Annotated in this window: 18 protein-coding genes and 1 pseudogene; 3 read left to right on the forward strand and 16 right to left on the reverse strand. The window is 68.0% G+C overall.

The features are described 5' to 3' along the window. Positions 1 to 13: 13 nt before the first annotated feature. Genes AC1DHX_RS07460 through AC1DHX_RS07490 form a run of 7 tightly spaced genes read right to left on the reverse strand, consistent with a single transcriptional unit; the run spans position 14 to position 6668 of the window. On the reverse strand, positions 14 to 535 hold the full coding sequence (locus AC1DHX_RS07460) for a molybdenum cofactor biosynthesis protein MoaE (protein WP_476859042.1): 522 nt from the start codon (positions 533 to 535) through the stop codon (positions 14 to 16). Further along, positions 525 to 1037, reverse strand: coding sequence for a MogA/MoaB family molybdenum cofactor biosynthesis protein (locus AC1DHX_RS07465; protein ID WP_476849444.1), 513 nt, complete (start codon positions 1035 to 1037; stop codon positions 525 to 527). The genes AC1DHX_RS07460 and AC1DHX_RS07465 overlap by 11 nt, the downstream gene beginning before the upstream one ends. After that, on the reverse strand, positions 1034 to 1591 hold the full coding sequence (moaC, locus tag AC1DHX_RS07470) for a cyclic pyranopterin monophosphate synthase MoaC (protein WP_476849443.1): 558 nt from the start codon (positions 1589 to 1591) through the stop codon (positions 1034 to 1036). Before moaC ends, AC1DHX_RS07465 begins: the two co-directional genes overlap by 4 nt. Beyond that, complete coding sequence (locus AC1DHX_RS07475) at positions 1588 to 2811, reverse strand: molybdopterin molybdotransferase MoeA (protein WP_476859043.1); 1224 nt, start codon at positions 2809 to 2811, stop codon at positions 1588 to 1590. The genes moaC and AC1DHX_RS07475 overlap by 4 nt, the downstream gene beginning before the upstream one ends. 26 nt (positions 2812 to 2837) lie before the next feature. Further along, the gene (locus AC1DHX_RS07480) at positions 2838 to 4568 is read right to left on the reverse strand and encodes a molybdopterin-dependent oxidoreductase (protein ID WP_476859044.1); all 1731 of its coding nucleotides are present in this window, start codon (positions 4566 to 4568) and stop codon (positions 2838 to 2840) included. Continuing rightward, positions 4556 to 5938, reverse strand: a complete 1383-nt coding sequence (locus tag AC1DHX_RS07485; protein WP_476859045.1) for a sensor histidine kinase — start codon at positions 5936 to 5938, stop codon at positions 4556 to 4558. Before AC1DHX_RS07485 ends, AC1DHX_RS07480 begins: the two co-directional genes overlap by 13 nt. Further along, entirely contained in the window at positions 5925 to 6668 is a 744-nt protein-coding gene (locus AC1DHX_RS07490; protein WP_079551342.1) for a response regulator transcription factor, read from the reverse strand. The genes AC1DHX_RS07485 and AC1DHX_RS07490 overlap by 14 nt, the downstream gene beginning before the upstream one ends. Positions 6669 to 6800: 132 nt before the next feature. Here AC1DHX_RS07490 and moaA point away from each other — a divergent pair, with 132 nt between their 5' ends. From moaA to AC1DHX_RS07505, 3 genes are all read left to right on the forward strand, one after another. Continuing rightward, positions 6801 to 7940 (forward strand): GTP 3',8-cyclase MoaA, encoded by a 1140-nt coding sequence (gene moaA, locus AC1DHX_RS07495; RefSeq protein ID WP_223914007.1) that lies wholly within the window; start codon positions 6801 to 6803, stop codon positions 7938 to 7940. A gap of 7 nt (positions 7941 to 7947) precedes the next feature. Further along, entirely contained in the window at positions 7948 to 8214 is a 267-nt protein-coding gene (locus AC1DHX_RS07500; protein ID WP_229992995.1) for a MoaD/ThiS family protein, read from the forward strand. 131 nt (positions 8215 to 8345) lie between these two features. Then, complete coding sequence (locus AC1DHX_RS07505; protein ID WP_476849439.1) at positions 8346 to 8627, forward strand: hypothetical protein; 282 nt, start codon at positions 8346 to 8348, stop codon at positions 8625 to 8627. Between the two features lie 4 nt (positions 8628 to 8631). Here AC1DHX_RS07505 and AC1DHX_RS07510 read toward each other — a convergent pair whose 3' ends face one another. The 9 genes and pseudogenes from AC1DHX_RS07510 to AC1DHX_RS07550 all read right to left on the reverse strand — a co-directional run. Continuing rightward, on the reverse strand, positions 8632 to 9129 hold the full coding sequence (locus tag AC1DHX_RS07510; protein ID WP_476849438.1) for a DUF1579 domain-containing protein: 498 nt from the start codon (positions 9127 to 9129) through the stop codon (positions 8632 to 8634). Positions 9130 to 9186: 57 nt separating this feature from the next. Then, positions 9187 to 10536, reverse strand: a complete 1350-nt coding sequence (locus tag AC1DHX_RS07515) for a M16 family metallopeptidase (protein WP_243181750.1) — start codon at positions 10534 to 10536, stop codon at positions 9187 to 9189. Between the two features lie 105 nt (positions 10537 to 10641). Then, positions 10642 to 12909 carry a polyribonucleotide nucleotidyltransferase gene (locus AC1DHX_RS07520; protein ID WP_476859046.1) on the reverse strand — a complete coding sequence of 756 codons (2268 nt, stop codon included), beginning with the start codon at positions 12907 to 12909 and terminating at the stop codon, positions 10642 to 10644. 247 nt (positions 12910 to 13156) lie between these two features. Next, positions 13157 to 13426, reverse strand: a complete 270-nt coding sequence (gene rpsO / locus AC1DHX_RS07525) for a 30S ribosomal protein S15 (protein WP_018774485.1) — start codon at positions 13424 to 13426, stop codon at positions 13157 to 13159. A 138-nt stretch (positions 13427 to 13564) separates the two neighbouring features. Next, complete coding sequence (gene kynU / locus AC1DHX_RS07530) at positions 13565 to 14914, reverse strand: kynureninase (protein ID WP_476859047.1); 1350 nt, start codon at positions 14912 to 14914, stop codon at positions 13565 to 13567. Then, complete coding sequence (kynA, locus tag AC1DHX_RS07535) at positions 14911 to 15765, reverse strand: tryptophan 2,3-dioxygenase (protein ID WP_223914012.1); 855 nt, start codon at positions 15763 to 15765, stop codon at positions 14911 to 14913. The genes kynU and kynA overlap by 4 nt, the downstream gene beginning before the upstream one ends. Positions 15766 to 15861: 96 nt before the next feature. Beyond that, positions 15862 to 16845, reverse strand: a complete 984-nt coding sequence (locus tag AC1DHX_RS07540; protein ID WP_476856440.1) for a bifunctional riboflavin kinase/FAD synthetase — start codon at positions 16843 to 16845, stop codon at positions 15862 to 15864. 190 nt (positions 16846 to 17035) lie between these two features. Beyond that, the gene (locus tag AC1DHX_RS07545) at positions 17036 to 17419 is read right to left on the reverse strand and encodes a hypothetical protein (protein WP_476849435.1); all 384 of its coding nucleotides are present in this window, start codon (positions 17417 to 17419) and stop codon (positions 17036 to 17038) included. A gap of 134 nt (positions 17420 to 17553) precedes the next feature. Continuing rightward, positions 17554 to 18163 (reverse strand): annotated as a pseudogene (locus AC1DHX_RS07550) (HNH endonuclease); the annotation flags it as partial.

Raw genomic sequence — 18163 nt, forward strand, 5'->3', positions numbered from 1 at the left:
GTCACCACGGCGTCTACTCGCCGGCGCCGACCCACTCCACGGTGCCGTCGGCGAAAAACTGTTCCTTCCAGATCGGCACTTGGGCCTTGATCCGGTCGACGAGTTCTGCACATACGGCGAAGGCCTGGCCGCGGTGGGCCGCCGAGACGGCGCACACCAGGGCCGGATCGCCGATCTCCAGCATGCCGATCCTGTGGGCCGCCCAGATCCGCACCGGCTGCCGCTCGTCCCGGGTGGCGCCGGCGCCGCCGGCGGCGTCCTCCGGAGATCCGCCGGGCACGGCATTCCCGGCCGGGACCGAGTGCTCCGCCACAAGCCCGGCGACGACGTCGGCCATCACCTGGTGCGCCGTCGGGTGGGCGCTGTAGCTGAGCCGGGAGACCTGCTTGCCGCCGTCGTGGTTGCGGACAACGCCGCTGAAGCTGACCACCGCTCCTGCCGTGTCCGACTCCACCGCCGCTATGGCCTGCTCCACCGAGATGGGTTCGGCGCTCAGCACGGCGTGCACGATTTCAAATCCGGTATTAGTGCCCATGGCTGCCTTCCAGTTGGTCGCAAAGGTGTCCAACGATGGGATCCAGCACGGCCAGACCGTCCATCACGCCTTTCGGGGATCCGGGCAGGTTCACGATGAACGTCTGTCCGGCTGCGCCCGCGTGGCCCCGGCTGAGCATGGCCATCGGAGTCTTGGCCGTTCCGGCGTTCCGGATGCCCTCCATGATGCCGGGGATTTCCCGGTCCAGCAGGGGCAGCGTCTGCTCCGGCGTTGCGTCGGTGGGGCTCAGCCCGGTGCCGCCGCTGGTGATGATGACGGCCGGCTGCTGGCTCAGCAGGGCCCTCAGCGCGGCCCCGACCGGCGCCCCGTCCGGCACCACCATGGCGGGGAACGGCTCGAAGCCGTGTTCGGTGAGCCAATCGATGATGACAGGGCCCGTGAGGTCCTCATAGACGCCGGAGGCCGCCCGGGTGGAGGCGATCACGACACCGGCCTTGCGGCCCGTGGCTTCGCCGTGGCGGTGGGGTTCGGGCATGTTCATAGGGTCCAGTCCCCGCTCTTGCCGCCGCTTTTGGCGAGCACCTTGATATCGGTCAGGACCGCGTGCTTGTCCACGGCCTTGATCATGTCGTACACGCTCAGTGCCGCGACCGTCGCCGCAGTCAGGGCTTCCATCTCGACCCCGGTGACGCCGCGTGTCTTGACCGTGGCGAAAATTGTCACGGCGTCGGTGTCGAGCTCAAAGTCGATGGTGACCTTGGCGATCGGGAGCGGGTGGCAGAGCGGGATCAGGTCCGGCGTCTTCTTGGCCGCCATGATCCCGGCGATGCGGGCCACGGCCAGGGCGTCGCCCTTCGGGAGCTCACCGCCGCCGAGGAGGGACAGGACCTCGGCCGTGCTGCGGACGGTCGCGGTGGCCGTGGCTTCCCGGGTGGACTGCGCCTTGTTGGACACATCCACCATCTGGGCCGTGCCGTCGTGGCGGAGGTGGGTCAGGCGGGTGTTGCCCACGGCTCTTTTGTCCGCTTCGCCGTTGCCCGCTTCGCCATTGTCCGCCGGTGCGGCATCCGCTTCAGGGTTTTCTACATCATTCACAGGATCCATACTTCCACTTCGTCGCCCGCTGCGAGCGCCGCTGTTCCCTCTGGCACGTGGACGAGGGCGTTGGAACGGGCCAAGGCATGGACCAAGTGGGAGCCCGCGCCGCCCTCCAGCCTGACCGTGCCGTCCGGAGCCAGCGTGCCGCGCCGCACCTGGTGCTTGCCCGCCGGGGAGGTCAGCGGTTCGGCGAGGCGCGCGCGGACGGCGGGCCGGGGCGCCGGGGCGCCGAACAGTTCCGTGAGGACCGGGCGCAGGAACATTTCAAAGGACACCAGGCAGCTCACCGGATTGCCCGGGAACCCCAGCACAGGGACGCCGTCGAAGCTGCCGATCCCCTGCGGGCCGCCCGGCTGCATCGCCACGGCGCCGAATTCGACGTCGTGTCCGGCCATTGCCTGCCGGACCACCTCGTAGGCACCTTTGCTGACGCCGCCGGTGGTGACGATCAGGTCCGCGGCGGGGGCGTGCCGGCGCAGCAACGCGGCGAGCTCATCCGGCTGGTCCGTGGAGACGCCGGTCCGTGTGACCTGGAGCCCGGCCTGGCGCATGGAGGACTCGAGCAGTGTGCCGTTGGAGTCAAAGATCTTGCCCGGTCCGAGCGGGCTGCCCGGTTCCACCACCTCGTCGCCGGTGGTGACCAGGAGGACCCGGAGGAAGGGACGAACGGGCACCTCCGTGTAGCCCATCGCCGCCAGCAGTCCCAGCTGGCCAGGGCCGAGGAAGGTCCCCGCGCTGAGGGCGAGCTCGCCGGAGCGGATGTCGCTGCCGGCGTCGCGCACGAACGTTCCGGCGGCGGCGGCCGGCAAGTGGACCGTGGCGGGCTCCCCCGGCACCGGGAAGGAATCGGGCACGGCCTGCTCGATGGGAACGACGGCGTCGGCCCCGGCCGGCATCATCGCGCCGGTCATGATCGGGGCGGCCGTGCCGGCGGCCAGTTCCGCCGGTGTGGCTCCGGCCGGGACGGGCGCGACGACACGCAGTTCCCTGCCGCCGTCGGGCACGTCGGCGCTGCGGATCGCGAAGCCGTCCATCTGCGAGTTGGCGAAGGGGGGAAGGTCCAGCGGCGCCAGGATGTCGGCGGCGAGCCCCCGGCCCAGGGCTTCGAGCAGCGGGAGCCGTTCCACCCGCCCCTCGGTGCGCAGGGGGGCCAGCAGGGCCCGCACCTTGTCCCGGTGTGCTTGAACGCTGACATGCCTTGTCTCGGTGCGGTGCATGCGTTTCCTGACCTCTGCTCGGCTCGCTAGGACTTCACGTCAACTCTAACCGTGTGATAACCCGTGGCTCCGTTCGGCGCGACCGGTGCGGATTCCTCGGCCTGCGGCACGCCGTCGAGGGCTGTGGCCCGGACCTGGACCTCATATTGTCCCGGCTCCAGCGGCAAGGCCAGCTTCCACTGGTACCAGGTGTCCTTGGAGATGCCGGGGGCCAGCTCGGCCTGATGCCAGTCGCCGCGGTTGACCCGCAGCTCCACCTTGCCGATGCCCGTGTGCTGGGCCCACGCGACGCCGCCGAAGACAACCGTCCCGCCCTTCACGTTGGCCCCGTCGCGCGGCACGTCAATGCGGGACGATGTCTTGATGGGCCCGCGCTCGCTCCAGCCGCGGGGCGTCCAGTAGGCGACGTCGTCCGCGTACCGTGTCACTTTCAGTTCGGTGACCCACTTCGTGGCGGAGACGTAGCCGTACAGCCCGGGCACGATCATCCGGACGGGGAATCCATGTTCGAGCGGAAGCGGTTCCCCGTTCATGGCGACGGCCAGCAGCGCGTCGCGGTTGTCCGTGAGGGCCTCCAGCGGGGTCCCTGCCGTCCAGCCGTCCGTGCTCCGGGAGAGCACCATGTCCGCCCCGGGCTTGGGGCCGGCCATGGCGAGCAGTTCGCGCACCGGCCAGCCGAGCCAGCGGGCATTGCCGATCAGGTCCCCGCCGACCTCGTTGGAGACGCAGGCGATGGTCACGTGCCGTTCCGTCAGGGGTTTGGCCAGGAGGGTGGCGAAGTCGAGCTCGATCTCCCGTTCCACCAGGCCCGTGACTTTCAGCGTCCATTCCGCCGGATCCACCAGCGGGACGCGCAGGGCGGTGTCGATCCGGTAGAAATCCCTGTTCGGCGTCACGAGCGGGCCCAGTCCGCCCAGCCGGATCTCAGCGCCGGCCGGGATGGGCGGCGCGGGAGCGGCGGGCACCGGGAGGACCAGCTTGCTGCGCACGTCGCTGACGACGGCGGCCGCTCCCCTGAGGGTGGAGGCGAGCACACCGGCGACGGCAGCAACCGTGGCTGTCCCGCCCAGCGCCAGCAGGAACCGGCGCCGGGCGGGCCCGGCTTCGTTGGCTGTGGCATCTGCAGGCGCCACGGCAGGGGCGTCCTGCGGGGCCGGCTCAACCGGTGGTGTTTCCGGCGGGCCGGACGCCACCGCCAGTCGCCGGCCGGCATCGGGTTGCCACTCCAACAGTTTCCGGATGAGCCACCGCAACAGCGCGATCCCCACCAGTGCCACCAGCACCGGGACGGGGACGGCGTTGGCGGTCAGGTCGGCCCGGCTCAGCACGGCCACGAGCCCTACCGCGCCGAACACCGCGATGAGAATCACCCCGGCGAAACGGCGCCGCACTTCGAGGACTCCGGAGAGCGCCGCGAGCGCGGCGATGACCAGTGCCATGCCGCCCAGCAGTGCCGCCTTGTCCGCCGTGCCGAACAAGGAAATGGCCCACTCCTTGACGCCCGGCGGGACGGTGTCGATCACGGCCCCGCCGACGGCCGTCACCGGAGACACCGTGGGGCTCACCAGGCTGGCCGTGAGTTCACCGAGGACCACCGCCGTCCCCACGGCCACCAGTCCGGCCCCGGCGGCCCACAGGTCCCGGGACTGCCGCTGCCGGACTCCCGGTTCCGTATGCTGCTGTTCCCTGCCGGCGAGTGTGCCGCCGGTTTCCTTCCCCTGCCCGTCAAAGCTGACGCCGCTGCTCACTGTGCCCATCCCGTCCGGAGTTTTTCCTCTACCGCGTCGCGCGGAATCCTGTTGTGTGCTCCCTCGGCTGTTGCTGCCGGGGCTGCTGCTCCCCCGGCAGCAGGCTCCCCGGCAGAAGTGCCGTGGCTGCCACCCGGCTTCTGGCCGGCGGCTCCCTGGCCGGGGAGCAGCAGCGAGAACCGGCATCCGCCGTCGACGTTCTCCACGGTGACGGTGCCTTGATGGGCGCTGACGATTCCGGCGACAATGCTCAGGCCAAGGCCGGCGCCGCTGTAGCGCATGACGCCTGCCGGCTCATCCGGCCCGGGCGCCCGGAAGCCGTCGCCCGGGGCCGCGCCATCAGGGGCCATTCCGTCCAGTCCGTCGTCCGGGGCGGCCCAACGGCCGGCCTGCCGCCGCGCCGGGTCCTTCTGCCAGCCGGTTTCGAACACATGCGGGAGGTCCGCTTCGGGGATCCCGCCGCAGCCGTCGGTGACCGCGACGACGGCCCGGTCACCGTCCCGGCCGACTTCCACGGTGACCCGGGAGCCGGGTCTGCTGTGGACGATCGCGTTGAGCACGACGTTCCGGATGGCACGCCCCATCGAGGGGCCGTCGGCGAGGGCCAGGCTTTCCCGTTGGCCGCCGCCGTCGAGCGTAATGCCGTGCTGCTCCGCCAGCGCGGCGAGGTCGGCAATGGCGTCGCTGGCGAGGTCGTACAGGTCCAACGGCTCGGCCTTGAGCCGCATAGTTCCGGCATGGATCTTCGACAGTTCCAGGAGGTCGTTGACCATGCCGGCCATGAGGTCGGTCTGCGCGATGAGCTTGCGGTAGTAGGCGGGGACGTCCGCGGCCATCCCGTCTTCCAGGGCCTCGGTCATGGCGCGCATGCTCGCCAGCGGCGTCCGCAGGTCGTGGGAGATCCAGCTGACCAGTTCGCGGCGGGCGTTTTCGACGGCGGCCTCCCGCTGCCGGGAGGCCTCCAGCATCCGGCTGCTGGATTCGAGCTCGGCGGCCAGGGCGGCAAGTTCGTGGCTCATCACCGGGGACTGGATCCCGGGGCTCTCGCCGCGGCCGATGCTCCGGGCAGCCTCGACCAGCGCCTTGGCGTTCCGCGAGACCCTCGCTCCGAGCACGAGCGCGATCGAAACAGCCACGGCGGAAGCCACGGCCAGGACGTACCACATCACTTCGAGGTCCCGGGCCGAGATGAACATCGCGTTGAAGGCGCTGACCATTCCGGCCGTCAGGACCGCCACGGCGGCGAGCACCACCACGCAGATCTGGACCGCGAACGAGGCCCGGCGCAGGGATTTCAGGATGAGCAGCGACGCGGCCCCGATCACGGCTCCCCAGGCCAGGGCCCAGCCGATGATGGTCAGGAGTTCAGAGGTCTGCATCGGCGGATTCCTCCTCATCGCTGGGGTCCAGCCGGTAACCCACGCCCCAGACCGTTTTCAGGACGGAGGGTCGGGTGGGGTCGTCCTCGATCTTCTCCCGCAGCCTCCGCACGTGCACCGTGACAGTGGACAGGTCCCCGTAGTCCCAGCCCCAGACGGCTTTCATGAGTTCCTCGCGGCTGAAGACTTGCCGGGGACGGCGGAGCATGAAGGCCAGAAGGTCGAACTCCCTGGCCGTCAGCGCCAGGGGCCTGCCATGGCGGGAGACGGTGCGTGCGGCCGGGTTGAGGTCGAAACCGCCCACTTCAACGGAGGGCTCCGGGCTGAATTCGGGAATGCTCCTGCGCAGGACCGAACGGACCCGCAGTACCAGTTCGCGGGGCGAGAATGGCTTGGTGACGTAGTCGTCAGCGCCGGCTTCCAGGCCGAGGATCCGGTCGTCTTCCGTTCCGAGGGCAGTGAGCATGATGACCGGGACGCTGTGTGCGGCACGGAGCCGGCGGCAGACTTCCACACCGTCCAGGCCCGGCAGCATCCGGTCCAACAGGACGAGGTCCGGGCGGCGTTCGGCCGCAAGGCGCAGGGCCGTGAACCCGTCGGCGGCGAGGACCACCTGGTATCCCGCCTGGACGAGGTAGTCCCGGACCACTCCGGCGATGGTCGGTTCGTCCTCGACGAGGAGGATGCGCCGGTACTCCGTTGCGTCCGGGGCCGGCTGGGTCTTGTTCACGCTTCCAGCATAGGTTCGCGGCCACGGTCCGGGCAGGGCTCCGGACCCCCGCCGGACATCGTTCCCGAATCCGTAATATCCGTGCCGTCATGCGGCTGTGACGTGGGCCGCGAGGTGGCGTAGCCTGACTCTATGACAGTTCAACTGGGTATGCCCCAGCCCCGCGCGGCAGGCAGTCCCGGAGCGGGAGTGCCTGCTGCAGCCGCACTGTCCGGGCGTCCGGAGGGCCTGGTTGCAGGGCTCGTGGATCGCTACGGCCGCCGTGCCACGGACATGCGCCTCTCACTGACGGACAAGTGCAATCTGCGTTGCACCTATTGCATGCCGGCCGAGGGCCTGGAATGGCTGTCCAAGCAGGCGGTGATGTCCGCGGAGGAAATCGTCCGGATCGTGCGGATCGGCGTCGACATGCTCGGCGTGCGTGAACTGCGGCTGACCGGAGGCGAGCCCCTGGTGCGGGCGGACCTGCTGCAGATCATCGCCGCGCTCCGCCAGGCCCACCCCGGCCTGCCAATCTCGATGACCACCAACGCCGTCGGCCTGGACAAGAAGGCCGCCGGACTCAAAGCCGCGGGACTGACCAGAATCAACGTCTCGCTGGACTCCCTGCATGAAGAAACCTTTACCAAGCTGACCCGCCGGCCCTTCCTGGACAGGGTCCTCGCCGGCGTCGACGCCGCCTGGGCCGCAGGCCTGGGCCCGGTCAAGCTCAACGCTGTACTCATGCGCGGCATCAACGACGCCGAGTCCCCGGCCCTCCTGGCCTGGGCATTGGACCGCGGCTATGAACTGCGCTTCATCGAACAGATGCCGCTCGACGCGGACCACGGCTGGACCCGGCGGAACATGATCACCGCCGCGGAGATCCGGGAACTGCTCTCGGTCGATTACGTGCTCAGTTCCGACCCGCGGGACCGCGACGGCGCCCCGGCGGAACGGTTCGAAGTCCGGGCCCGGGTTCCCGGCACCGACCGCGCCGCCGGCCCTCTGCTCGGCACTGTGGGCATCATCGCCTCCGTCACGGAGCCGTTCTGCTCGGACTGCCGCCGGACGCGCATCACCGCCGAGGGCAAGATCATGAGCTGCCTGTTCTCGCGCGAGGAAGTGGATCTGCTGGGGCTGCTGCGCGAGGGCGCCAGCGACGAACAGCTCGCCGAACGCTGGCAGGATGCCATGTGGATCAAGCCCAAGGCCCACGGCATGGACCATGTGGGCCTCGACGCGCCCGACTTCGTCCAGCCGGACCGCAGCATGAGCGCCATCGGAGGCTGACTTTTTCGTGAATGTACGCTACTTCGCTGCCGCACGCGCTGCCGCCGGCGTGGATGAAGAACGCTACGACCTCGCCGACGGCGACACCCTCGCCTCGCTGCTCGAGGCGATCCTCGCCGTCGAGCGCCCCGAACCGCCGGCCGGTACGCCGCCGCTGGCCCGCATCCTGTCCCGCTCCAGCTTCCTGCTCAACGAAGTTGCCGTGCGGGACCATGCCGCGGCGCTCAAGCCGGCCGACGTCGTCGACGTGCTGCCGCCGTTCGCCGGCGGGTAACCCGGGCACGCCCGGCTCCATAAAGCCGGTATGTCGGGTTCACAAAATCCGGGGTATCGCGTTTAGCTGGCCGGTTCTAGAGTGTGGAATATCCGCCGCGGCGGGCAACAAACACCAACGAGGAGGGCAGCATGTTCACCTTGCAGATCGAGCATAGGATCAAGGATTTCTCCATGTGGAAAGCGGCGTTCGACCGTGATCCGGTGAACCGCGCGGCGTCGGGCGTCACCGCGTACCGCATCAACCAACCCGTGGACGACCCGCACTCTGTGGTCGTTGAACTGGACTTCGAGCAGCGCGGGCAGGCAGAGGCCTTGTTGGCCAATCTTCAGGCGAAGGTCTGGAACTCCGCCGAGGCGGCGCCCGGCCTAGAGGGAACTCCGAAGACCCGGATTCTGCAGGCCGCCTCCTAAGACCTCACGCCGGTACGGCAGCGCCCTCAGCGACGCGGCGGCACACGGTAGTCATGAAGGGCGTGAAATCGCTCGCCCTGCCCAGGCGGAGTCCGGCGGCATGAGTGAGTTCGCCGTCGTCCACCCGGAAGGTGTGCCGTGCGGTCCCGCGGTCACTTCGCCGTTCCACGGTCAAGGTGCCGCCTTCCATGCTGGCGCGCGCGGGTCCCTCGGGCGGCAACCCCAAGCTGTTGACGTGGTACCAGAAGGTCTCGGGATGGTCCGGGTCCGTCGTGAAGACACCGTGGCCTTCGGACCGGGTCCCGTCCGCATCCGTGTGCCGGTAGCTCTGGGCGACGGCAAGCCCGGCGGCTGCCCGGGAAAAGATAATCTCGGTGTCCGCGGTGCGCGCCGGACCCCACGCGGTTGCCTCCCAGTGCGTGGTCCCCGTCCAATGGCCCAGGAAAGCCTCAAGCGCCTCGCATGCACTGCCTGGCAGCGGCCGGTCCACAGTTTCTCCCATATGGAGTTCCTCCCGAGTGACCCCGCCACCATCATGACGCCGCGCCAGTTGGAATGTCTAGGCCAGGAGTCCGAACGTCTCGCTTTCCTCGAACGGCCCGACCACCGTGACGGTCCGCGGGGCTGCCGCGAGCTCACGGGCGAGCTCCTGGACCTCCGCGGCTGTGACGGCCTTGATCTGGCGGAGGGTCTCATCGATGTCCTGGTACTCGCCGGACACCAGTTCCGCGCGGCCCAGCCGGGACATCCGGGAACCGGTGTCCTCCAGCGCCAGCACGATTCCGCCGCACAGCTGCCCCTCCGCCTTGCGCAGCTCCTCGTCTGAGATGCCGTCGGCAGCCAGCTTGTCCAGTTCGGCGCCCAGCAGATCAATGACCTGGCGGACCTTCGACGGGGTGCATCCGGCGTACATGCCGAAATAGCCGGCATCGGCGTAGGAGGAGGCGAAAGAGTAGGTCGAGTAGACGAGTCCGCGCTTTTCCCGGACCTCTTGGAAGAGGCGGGAGGACATTCCGCCGCCGAGGACGGCGTTGAGCACACTCATCACAAAGCGGCGGCCGTCGGTGGCGACCAGCGACGGGCAACCCATAATGATGTTGGCCTGCTCCACCTGCCTCTTGACCACATGCAGGCCGGCCGTGCCGGTGATCGATGCACGTTCGGTGGAGCGGCGCTGCACGGGGGCGGCCGCGGCCTCAAGGTTCCAGCCGGCGGAGTGCAGGGCATCCACCACGAGCCCGCAGACGACGTCGTGGTCCAGGCCGCCGGCCGCGGTGACCACGAGCTCGTCGGGACGGTAGTAGCGGCGGTAGTGGTCCCACACCGAGTCGCGTGCCACGGCCCGGATGGCTGCCGGCGTGCCGCCGATGGGGCGGCCCAGCGGGTGCGTTCCCAGCACGGCGGCCACGAAGTTCTCGTGCGCGACGTCGGTGGGATCGTCGCTGTCCATGGCGATTTCCTCGAGGATGACGTCCCGCTCCTGCTCCATCTCCTGCGGGTCCAGGACCGCGCCGGTGATCATGTCCGCGATGACGTCGATCGCCATGGGAAGGTCCGTGTCCAGCACGCGGGCGAAGTAGCAGGTGCTTTCCTTCGCGGTGGCCGCATTGGATTCCCCGCCGACCTCGTCGAAGGCCGAGGCGATCTCCAGCGCGGTGCGGCGCTTGGTGCCCTTGAAGAGCAGGTGCTCCAGGAAGTGCGTGGAACCGTGCTGGCCGGGAGCCTCGTCGCGGGAGCCGACGCCGACCCAGAAACCGATCGTGGCAGAGCGTTGGCCGGGCATCGCTTCGGTGAGGACGCGGACGCCGCCGGGCAGGACCGAGCGTCGCACCTCGGAGCCGCCGTCGGCGCCGTGGATCAGGGTGTCAGCGTGCTGGTTCTGCTCTAGCGGCAGGGGGACGACAGTCATCAAGGCCTTTCATTGAACACATGCCAAATCTGCCTGCCATCCTACCTTTAACAGCAGCGGGGCCGGTGGTTGTTCCACCGGCCCCGCTTTTTGACTCAGGAGAGACTACTCCGCGGCGTCCGCGGAGACCTCGGCGTTGTCAGCGTTTTCCGTGTTTCCTGCATTTTCGGAGCCAGCCTCCTCAGCCACTACGGGCGAGAGGGACAGCTTTCCGCGATCGTCGATCTTGGTGATTTCCACCTGGATCTTCTGGCCCACGGAGACGACGTCGTCGACGTTGTCCACGCGCTTGCCGCCGGCGATCTTGCGCAGCTCGGAGATGTGCAGGAGGCCGTCCTTGCCCGGGGTCAGGGAAACGAAGGCGCCGAAGGTGGTGGTCTTGACGACCGTGCCCAGGTAGCGCTCACCGATTTCCGGGATCTGCGGGTTGGCGATGGCGTTGATCGCGGACCGTGCTGCGTCGGCAGACGGGCCGTTGGTGGCGCCAATGTAGACAGTTCCGTCGTCCTCGATCGAGATGTCGGCTCCGGTGTCTTCCTGGATCTGGTTGATCATCTTGCCCTTCGGGCCGATGACCTCGCCGATCTTGTCAACCGGGATCTTGACCGCGATGACGCGCGGCGCGAACTCGGAGAGCTCGTCCGGGGTGTCGATCGCGGAGTTCAGGACGTCCAGGATGTGCAGACGGGCTTCGCGGGCCTGCTTCAGGGCGGCGGCCAGGACCGAGGCCGGGATGCCGTCGAGCTTCGTGTCCAGCTGGATGGCCGTGACGAACTCGGAGGTACCGGCAACCTTGAAGTCCATGTCACCGAAGGCATCTTCGGCGCCGAGGATATCGGTCAGGGCGGCGTAACGGGTCTGGCCGTCGACCTGGTCGGAAACCAGGCCCATGGCGATACCGGCAACAGCAGCCTTCAGCGGCACGCCTGCGTTCAGCAGGGACAGCGTGGAGGCGCAGACGGAACCCATCGACGTCGAACCGTTGGAGCTGAGAGCCTCAGACACCTGGCGGATGGCGTAGGGGAATTCCTCGCGGGACGGCAGCACCGGCATGATGGCGCGCTCTGCGAGGGCACCGTGGCCGATTTCGCGGCGCTTCGGGGAGCCGACGCGGCCGGTCTCGCCGGTGGAGTACGGCGGGAAGTTGTAGTTGTGCATGTAGCGCTTGCGCGTCACGGGAGACAGCGAGTCGATCTGCTGTTCCATCTTGAGCATGTTCAGCGTGGTGACACCCATGATCTGGGTCTCGCCGCGTTCGAAGATGGCCGAGCCGTGGACGCGGGGCAGAACCTCAACCTCGGCGGTGAGCTGGCGGATGTCCGTCAGGCCGCGGCCGTCGATGCGGATCTGGTCCTTGAGGATACGCTGGCGCACAACCTGCTTGGTGACGGAGCGGAAGGCTGCGGACAGTTCCTTCTCGCGGCCTTCGAACTGGCCGGCCAGGGAAGAGGTGACCTCGTCCTTGAGCTCGTCGGACGCGGTGTCGCGTTCCTGCTTGTCGGCGATCTGGAAGACAGCGGCCAGCTTCTCGGCGGCAGCGGACTCCACAGCGGCGTAGACGTCGTCCTGGTAGTCCAGGAAGACCGGGAACTCGACGGTCGGCTTGGCGGCGCGGGCTGCCAGGTCGGACTGTGCTTCACAAAGGGCCTTGATGAACGGCTTGGCAGCCTCGAGGCCTTCGGAGACAACCTCTTCGGTCGGGGCGGTGGCGCCCTGTTCCTTGATGAGGTTCCAGGAGTTGTCGGTGGCTTCGGCTTCAACCATCATGATGGCGACGTCGTCACCGGCGATGCGGCCGGCGACGACCATGTTGAAGACGGCGTTCTCGAGCTGGGAGTGCTTCGGGAACGCAACCCACTGCGAGCCGTTCTCGTCGGCAACGAGGGCAACGCGGACGCCGCCGATCGGGCCGGAGAAGGGCAGGCCGGAAAGCTGGGTGGACATCGAGGACGCGTTGATCGCGACGACGTCGTAGAGCTCGTCCGGGTTGATGGACAGCACGGTGACGACGATCTGGACCTCGTTGCGCAGGCCCTTGACGAACGCGGGGCGCAGCGGGCGGTCCATGAGGCGGCAGGCCAGGATGGCTTCCGTGGAGGGACGGCCTTCGCGGCGGAAGAACGAGCCCGGGATGCGGCCGGCGGCGTACATACGCTCTTCGACGTCGACGGTCAGCGGGAAGAAGTCGAAACCTTCACGCGGGTGCTTGCCGGCGGTGGTTGCGGACAGCAGCGCGGTCTCTTCATCGATGTAGACCATCGCTGCGCCGGCTGCCTGCTTGGCAAGGCGGCCGGTTTCAAAGCGGATTACACGCTTGCCGAAGCGGCCATTGTCAATGATTGCTTCTGAGAACTGGATTTCGGGACCCTCCATAGAGAGTCACCTCCGTTTCTTGGTTCACGGAGCCCAGCCGCATCAACCCAGCCCAGCATCTGTCTACTGGCCTGCACTGCACCCGGTCATCGATCGAGACCCACGGGCCGGGCCTCATTCCTTGAGGCCGTTCCCGGGGATCACTACCGAGGACCGCGAATGCGTGATGCGGTTGATCCTCCTGTTTAGTTTTTTCCTGAAGAAGGCGGCCCTTTCCGGTCCGGAAGGGGCCGCCCCTTAAAACTGACTAGCGACGCAGGCCGAGGCGCTCGATGAGCTTACGGTAGCGGGTGATGTCAGTGTTCTTGAGGTAGGTGAGCATGCGCTTGCGACGACCAACCATGGCCAGCAGACCGCGCTGGGTGTGGTAATCGTGCTTGTGCTCCTTCATGTGCTCAGTGAGATCCTTGATCCGCTGAGTCAGGACTGCAACCTGGACCTCCGGCGAACCGGTGTCGCCCTCGGACGTTGCGAAATCCTTGATGATGGACTGCTTTACAGCGGCTTCAAGTGCCACAATAACTCCTAGAGATGTGCCGTGAGGCCCGAATCAGTAATTCACTGCCGGGGGTGCCGTCCCGGAATCCCCCGCCGAAGCCGGGCATTCCGTACACAACAGGAGCCAGCCGCCACGGACTGCAGCCGGATCCAACGTTCAGTTTAGTGGCACGTCCGCGGTCTTGTCGAAACCGCCGGGCGCGGCCGCCGACTCTGCCGGCGCGCCAGCTGCCTGCGGCGGTTGCGGTTTTCCACTTTCCTGGGCTGCGAGCAGTTCGCGAATAGCGGCGACGCCCCGGTAAAGCTCCGCGAAGGATGTGCTGAGCGGCGACAGTCCGATCCTGATGCCCTGCGGGGCGCGGAAATCGGGAATCACGTCCTGGTCCCACAATGTGGCCGTCATTTCCCGGAAGGCCGGGTGGTCGATCGTCACGTGGCTGCCGCGCAGTTCCGCCGCCCGCGGGGTGGACAGCTGCACGCCGGCCGGCGCCAGCCAGGCGTCGTAAAGTTCGAGGGCATAAGCGGTCAGCACCCGTGACTTCTCCCGCAGTGACGCCATCCCCGCTTCCTCGATCAGGTCCAGGGTGCCGCGCATGGCGAGCATCCCGAATATCGCCGGAGTGCCGCTAAGGAAGCCGCGGATGCCGGGGGCGGCCTCGTAGCCGGGACCCATTTCGAACGCGTCCTTGCGCCCCATCCAGCCCCAGATGGGCTGCTGCAGCCCGGCCAGGTGCCGTGCGTTGATGTAGGCGAACGCGGGCGAGCCTGGTCCCCCGTTCAGATATTTGTAGGTGCAGCCTGCCGCGAAGTCGACGTCGGCGTCGTCCAAAGCGATCTCCACAGACCCGGCGGAGTGGCACAGGTCCCACACCACCAGGGCGCCGGCGTCGTGGATTGCCGCGGTGATGCCCGGCAGGTCCGCGAGGAAGCCGGAGCGGTAGGCGATCTGGCTCAGGACCACGATGGCGGTGGCCGGGCCGGTGGCGTCGCGCACCTGCTCGACGGTGACGCCGGAGGCCGGATCGGCGTCGATCCAGCGCAGGGTCAGGCCTTCTTCACGGGCGATTCCCTCCACCAGGTAACGGTCGGTGGGGAAATTATCCGTGTCCAGGACGATCTCGGTCCGGGCCGGATCGGTGACGGCTGCCAGCGCGGCGCGGATGAGCTTGTACAGCACCACGGTGGTGGAATCGGCAATGATCGTCTGCCCCGGCGCCGCGCCGAGCACGGCGCGGCCGAGTTGGTCGCCGATCTTCTGGGGCAGTTCGAGCCATTCCTCGTCCCAGCCCCGGATCAGGCGGCCGCCCCAGCTGTCCTGGATGAAGCTGCTGATGTCGGTGACGGTCCGCTTGAGCGGACGGCCCAGGGAGTTGCCGTCAAGGTAGGACAGGGCCGTGTCCGTGCCGACGAAGTGGTCGCGGTAGCCGGCCAGCGGGTCCGCGGCGTCGAGGTCGAGGGCGCGCTGCCACAGGCTGTCCGTCGCGTCGGTGTTGGCGGAGATGCTCACTGGCCGATCTCCGTCCGCACAGCGAAGAGTTCGGGGAAGAAGGTCAGTTCGAGGGCCTTCTGCAGGAACGCGGCGCCGCTGGATCCGCCGGTGCCGGCCTTCATGCCGATGGTCCGCTGGACGGTGCGCAGGTGGCGGAAACGCCACAGCTGGAAGTTGTCCTCAAGGTCCACAAGTTCCTCGCAGGCCTCGTATGCGCCCCAGTTGTCGGCGGCGTTCTCGTAGATGTACTTGAACACCGGGACCAGTTCGGGGCAGAACTCGTGGGCCTTGGTGACGTCGCGCTCCAGCAGGGAGGCAGGGACGTCGAAGCCCTGGCGCTTGAGATAGGCGAGGAAATCGTCGTAGATGCTGGGGGCTTCGAGCAGTTCGCGCAGCATCTCGTGGGCCTCGGGGTCCGATTCGAACACCGGAAGCATCTTGGCGTTCTTGTTGCCGAGGAGGAACTCCACCGCACGGTACTGGCTGGACTGGAATCCGGAAGAGTTGCCGAGGAAGCCGCGGAACTGGGAGTACTCGGTGGGCGTCAGGGTGGCCAGCACGGACCATTGCTCGGTGAGCGTCTTCTGAATGTGCTTGACGCGGGCGATCGCCTTCAGGGCGGACCCGAGGTCGTCCGACCGCAGCCACGCGGCGGCGCTGCGAAGCTCGTGCAATACCAGCTTCAGCCACAGCTCCGTGGTCTGGTGCTGGATGATGAACAGCATCTCGTCGTGGTGTTCCGGGGTGCTGACCGGCTGCTGGGCGCTGAGCAGGGTGGGCAACTGCAGGTAGGACGCGTAGCTCATCCGCGCACTGAAATCCCGGACAATGTCCTGGTCCAGTTCCCTCGTGTTTTTCTCGATGGTCACGTGTCTTGCCTTCCTTGCCAAGTGGCTGTGAATCAGCGCGGCTCCAGTGAACCAGAACATTGTCAGCGCGGGGCCGACGCCGATCCGGCCCGGTTCTTAGCGGGCGAACAGGAGGTCGTGGGCCTGGACGACGTCCAGGCGCATCTGCTCCACCAAAGCTTCAGCCCCACGGTACGCCACCATGCCGCGGAGCCTGGCGACAAATTCCACCACAACTGTCTGGTCGTACAGATCGAAGTCGTCGGGAGACTCTTCCGGGCGGTCGATCACGTGGGCCTCGACCTGACGGCTCACGCCGTCGAACGTCGGGTTCGAGCCTACGGAGATGGCGGCGGGCCAGCGCGTGCCTGCCTGGTCCACGAGCCAGCCGGCGTAGATGCCGTCCGCGGGGATGTACCCGGTGGCCGTCGAGGAGAGGTTCGCGGTGGGGAACCCGAGGTCGCGGCCGCGTGCGGCCCCGTGCACCACCTCGCCGCGCATCCGGTGCGGCCTGCCGAGGACGGCAGCGGCGGTGGCGACGTCGCCCGCGCGCAGGGCCTCGCGCACCCACGTGGACGAACAGCGGCGGTCCGTGCCGTCGTCGTCGTGGATGGGAAAGCCCTCTGAGCCGAATTCGCTGATGACCTGCACCTCGAACCCGAGCTTCTTGCCCAGCTCCTGCATGGTGGCGAGGTCGCCGGAATTGCCGCGGCCAAACCGGGCGTCGTGGCCGATCACCACGTGGCTGGCCTTGAGGCTGTCGACCAGCACTGTCGCGACGAATTCCTCGGGGGTGAGGCTGGCGAGCTCCATCGAGTACTTCATCACCAGCACGGCGTCGAGGCCGAGCTCTCCGAGGGCCACGAGCTTGTCCTCCAGCCCCATGATCAGTTCGGGAGCCGATTCCGGACGGTGTACCTGCGCGGGGTGCGGGTCGAAGGTGATGGCGACGGCGCGTGCGTGCTTCAACCGGGCGGTACGGATGAGCTGCGACAGCACCTGCTGGTGGCCGCGGTGCACGCCGTCGAAATTGCCGAACGTGACAACCGAAGGACCAAAGTCCGCCGGGACCTCGGACAGATCGTTCCAGATGTGGACCATCAACCTCGCCTTTTGCTGCCTGCCATGAACTGCTCCGGAGCGACCGTGCCGGCTCCGGAACTCTCTTAGATTACCCGCAATCCGGGCAACTCCCGGACGGTCCGCCGGGCTCCGGGGCATCCGCGTAAAGGCCCCGCCGGAGGGACCACGGTTAATCGGCGGCAGGGCGAAGGTGTGAGGCGGGCGCGCACTATCGCCCCAGCAAAAGCCGCCGCTCGCTGTCGCGCACCGTCTGTTTCCGCCAATTCCGCCAATGCAGCAGCACTGCGACGAGGATGAGGGGGACGTGGAGCCCGGGCAGGATATTCGCTAACCACCGCGGCAGGTAGATGTCCGTGACGGAGCCCGAGCCGTCGCCAAGACTTTTCGCGACGACGGTCAACGGGCATTGGAAGCCGGTGCCCGCAAAAATCAGCGATTCGCTGGCGACCACGACGGCGGCAGCCCTCGTCTTCCGGTCATTGCGGCCCGTGATGCCGGCGTACAGGACGTAGGCCATGCAGGCCTCGATCACGAGCCAGGCAAGGGTGTGGAGCGTCTTCACTGCCCGCAGCATCAGACTGCGCTGGTCCATGCCTCCACCCTAGGCCCGCCGTGGCGCGGAGGCTTGGGACTTTCGGCCCGGTGCAGGGAGCCCGGCGACGGAGGGGCGCCGATTTCGGGGTTCCCACCGAGTCAGTCGAGGCGAGCGTCCGTCCAGGCACGGGGTCACTCCAGGCGGAAGTAGGTGTTCCGGCGGGGTGTCCGGGCGGGGTCGAGGTGGGGTGGCGGGATGAACCAGGGCATGCCGGTGCGCATCTGGATGCTCCAGTGTTCCTTGTGGATCAGATGGTGGTGATGGGAGCAGAGCAGGGTGCCGTTGCCGGCTCCGGTGGTTCCGCCGCGGGATCAGTAGGTGATGTGGTGGGCTTCGCACCAGGGGGCGGGGATGGTGCATTGCGGGAAGGCGCAGCCCTGGTCCCGGGCCGTGATGGCCTTGCGGATGTGGGGCGGGAAGATGCGGGAGGCCCGGCCGATGTCCAGGACCTGGCCCTCGCCACCGAGGACGACGGGGATGATGTCGGCGTCGCAGGCGATTTTGCGGATGGTGCCTGCGGTGACGGGGCCGGTGAACAGCAGCGTCCCGGTGCCGTGCCTGGTTCCGGTGCCGTGCTGTGCGGTGTTGGCAGGGGCGCCTGCTTCGGCGGGAGTCGCCCCGAGCCGGGTGAGCAGGTCCCGGTAGTCGATGGTGGCCATGACCTGGGGCCGGAGCCCGCCCGCGGCGGGCAGCCCTCCGGTGGCGAGGGCCGCCTTGCACGCGCCGACCAGCCCGTCGAGC

The sequence above is a fragment of the Arthrobacter sp. 05N33_2 genome, assembly GCF_056397425.1.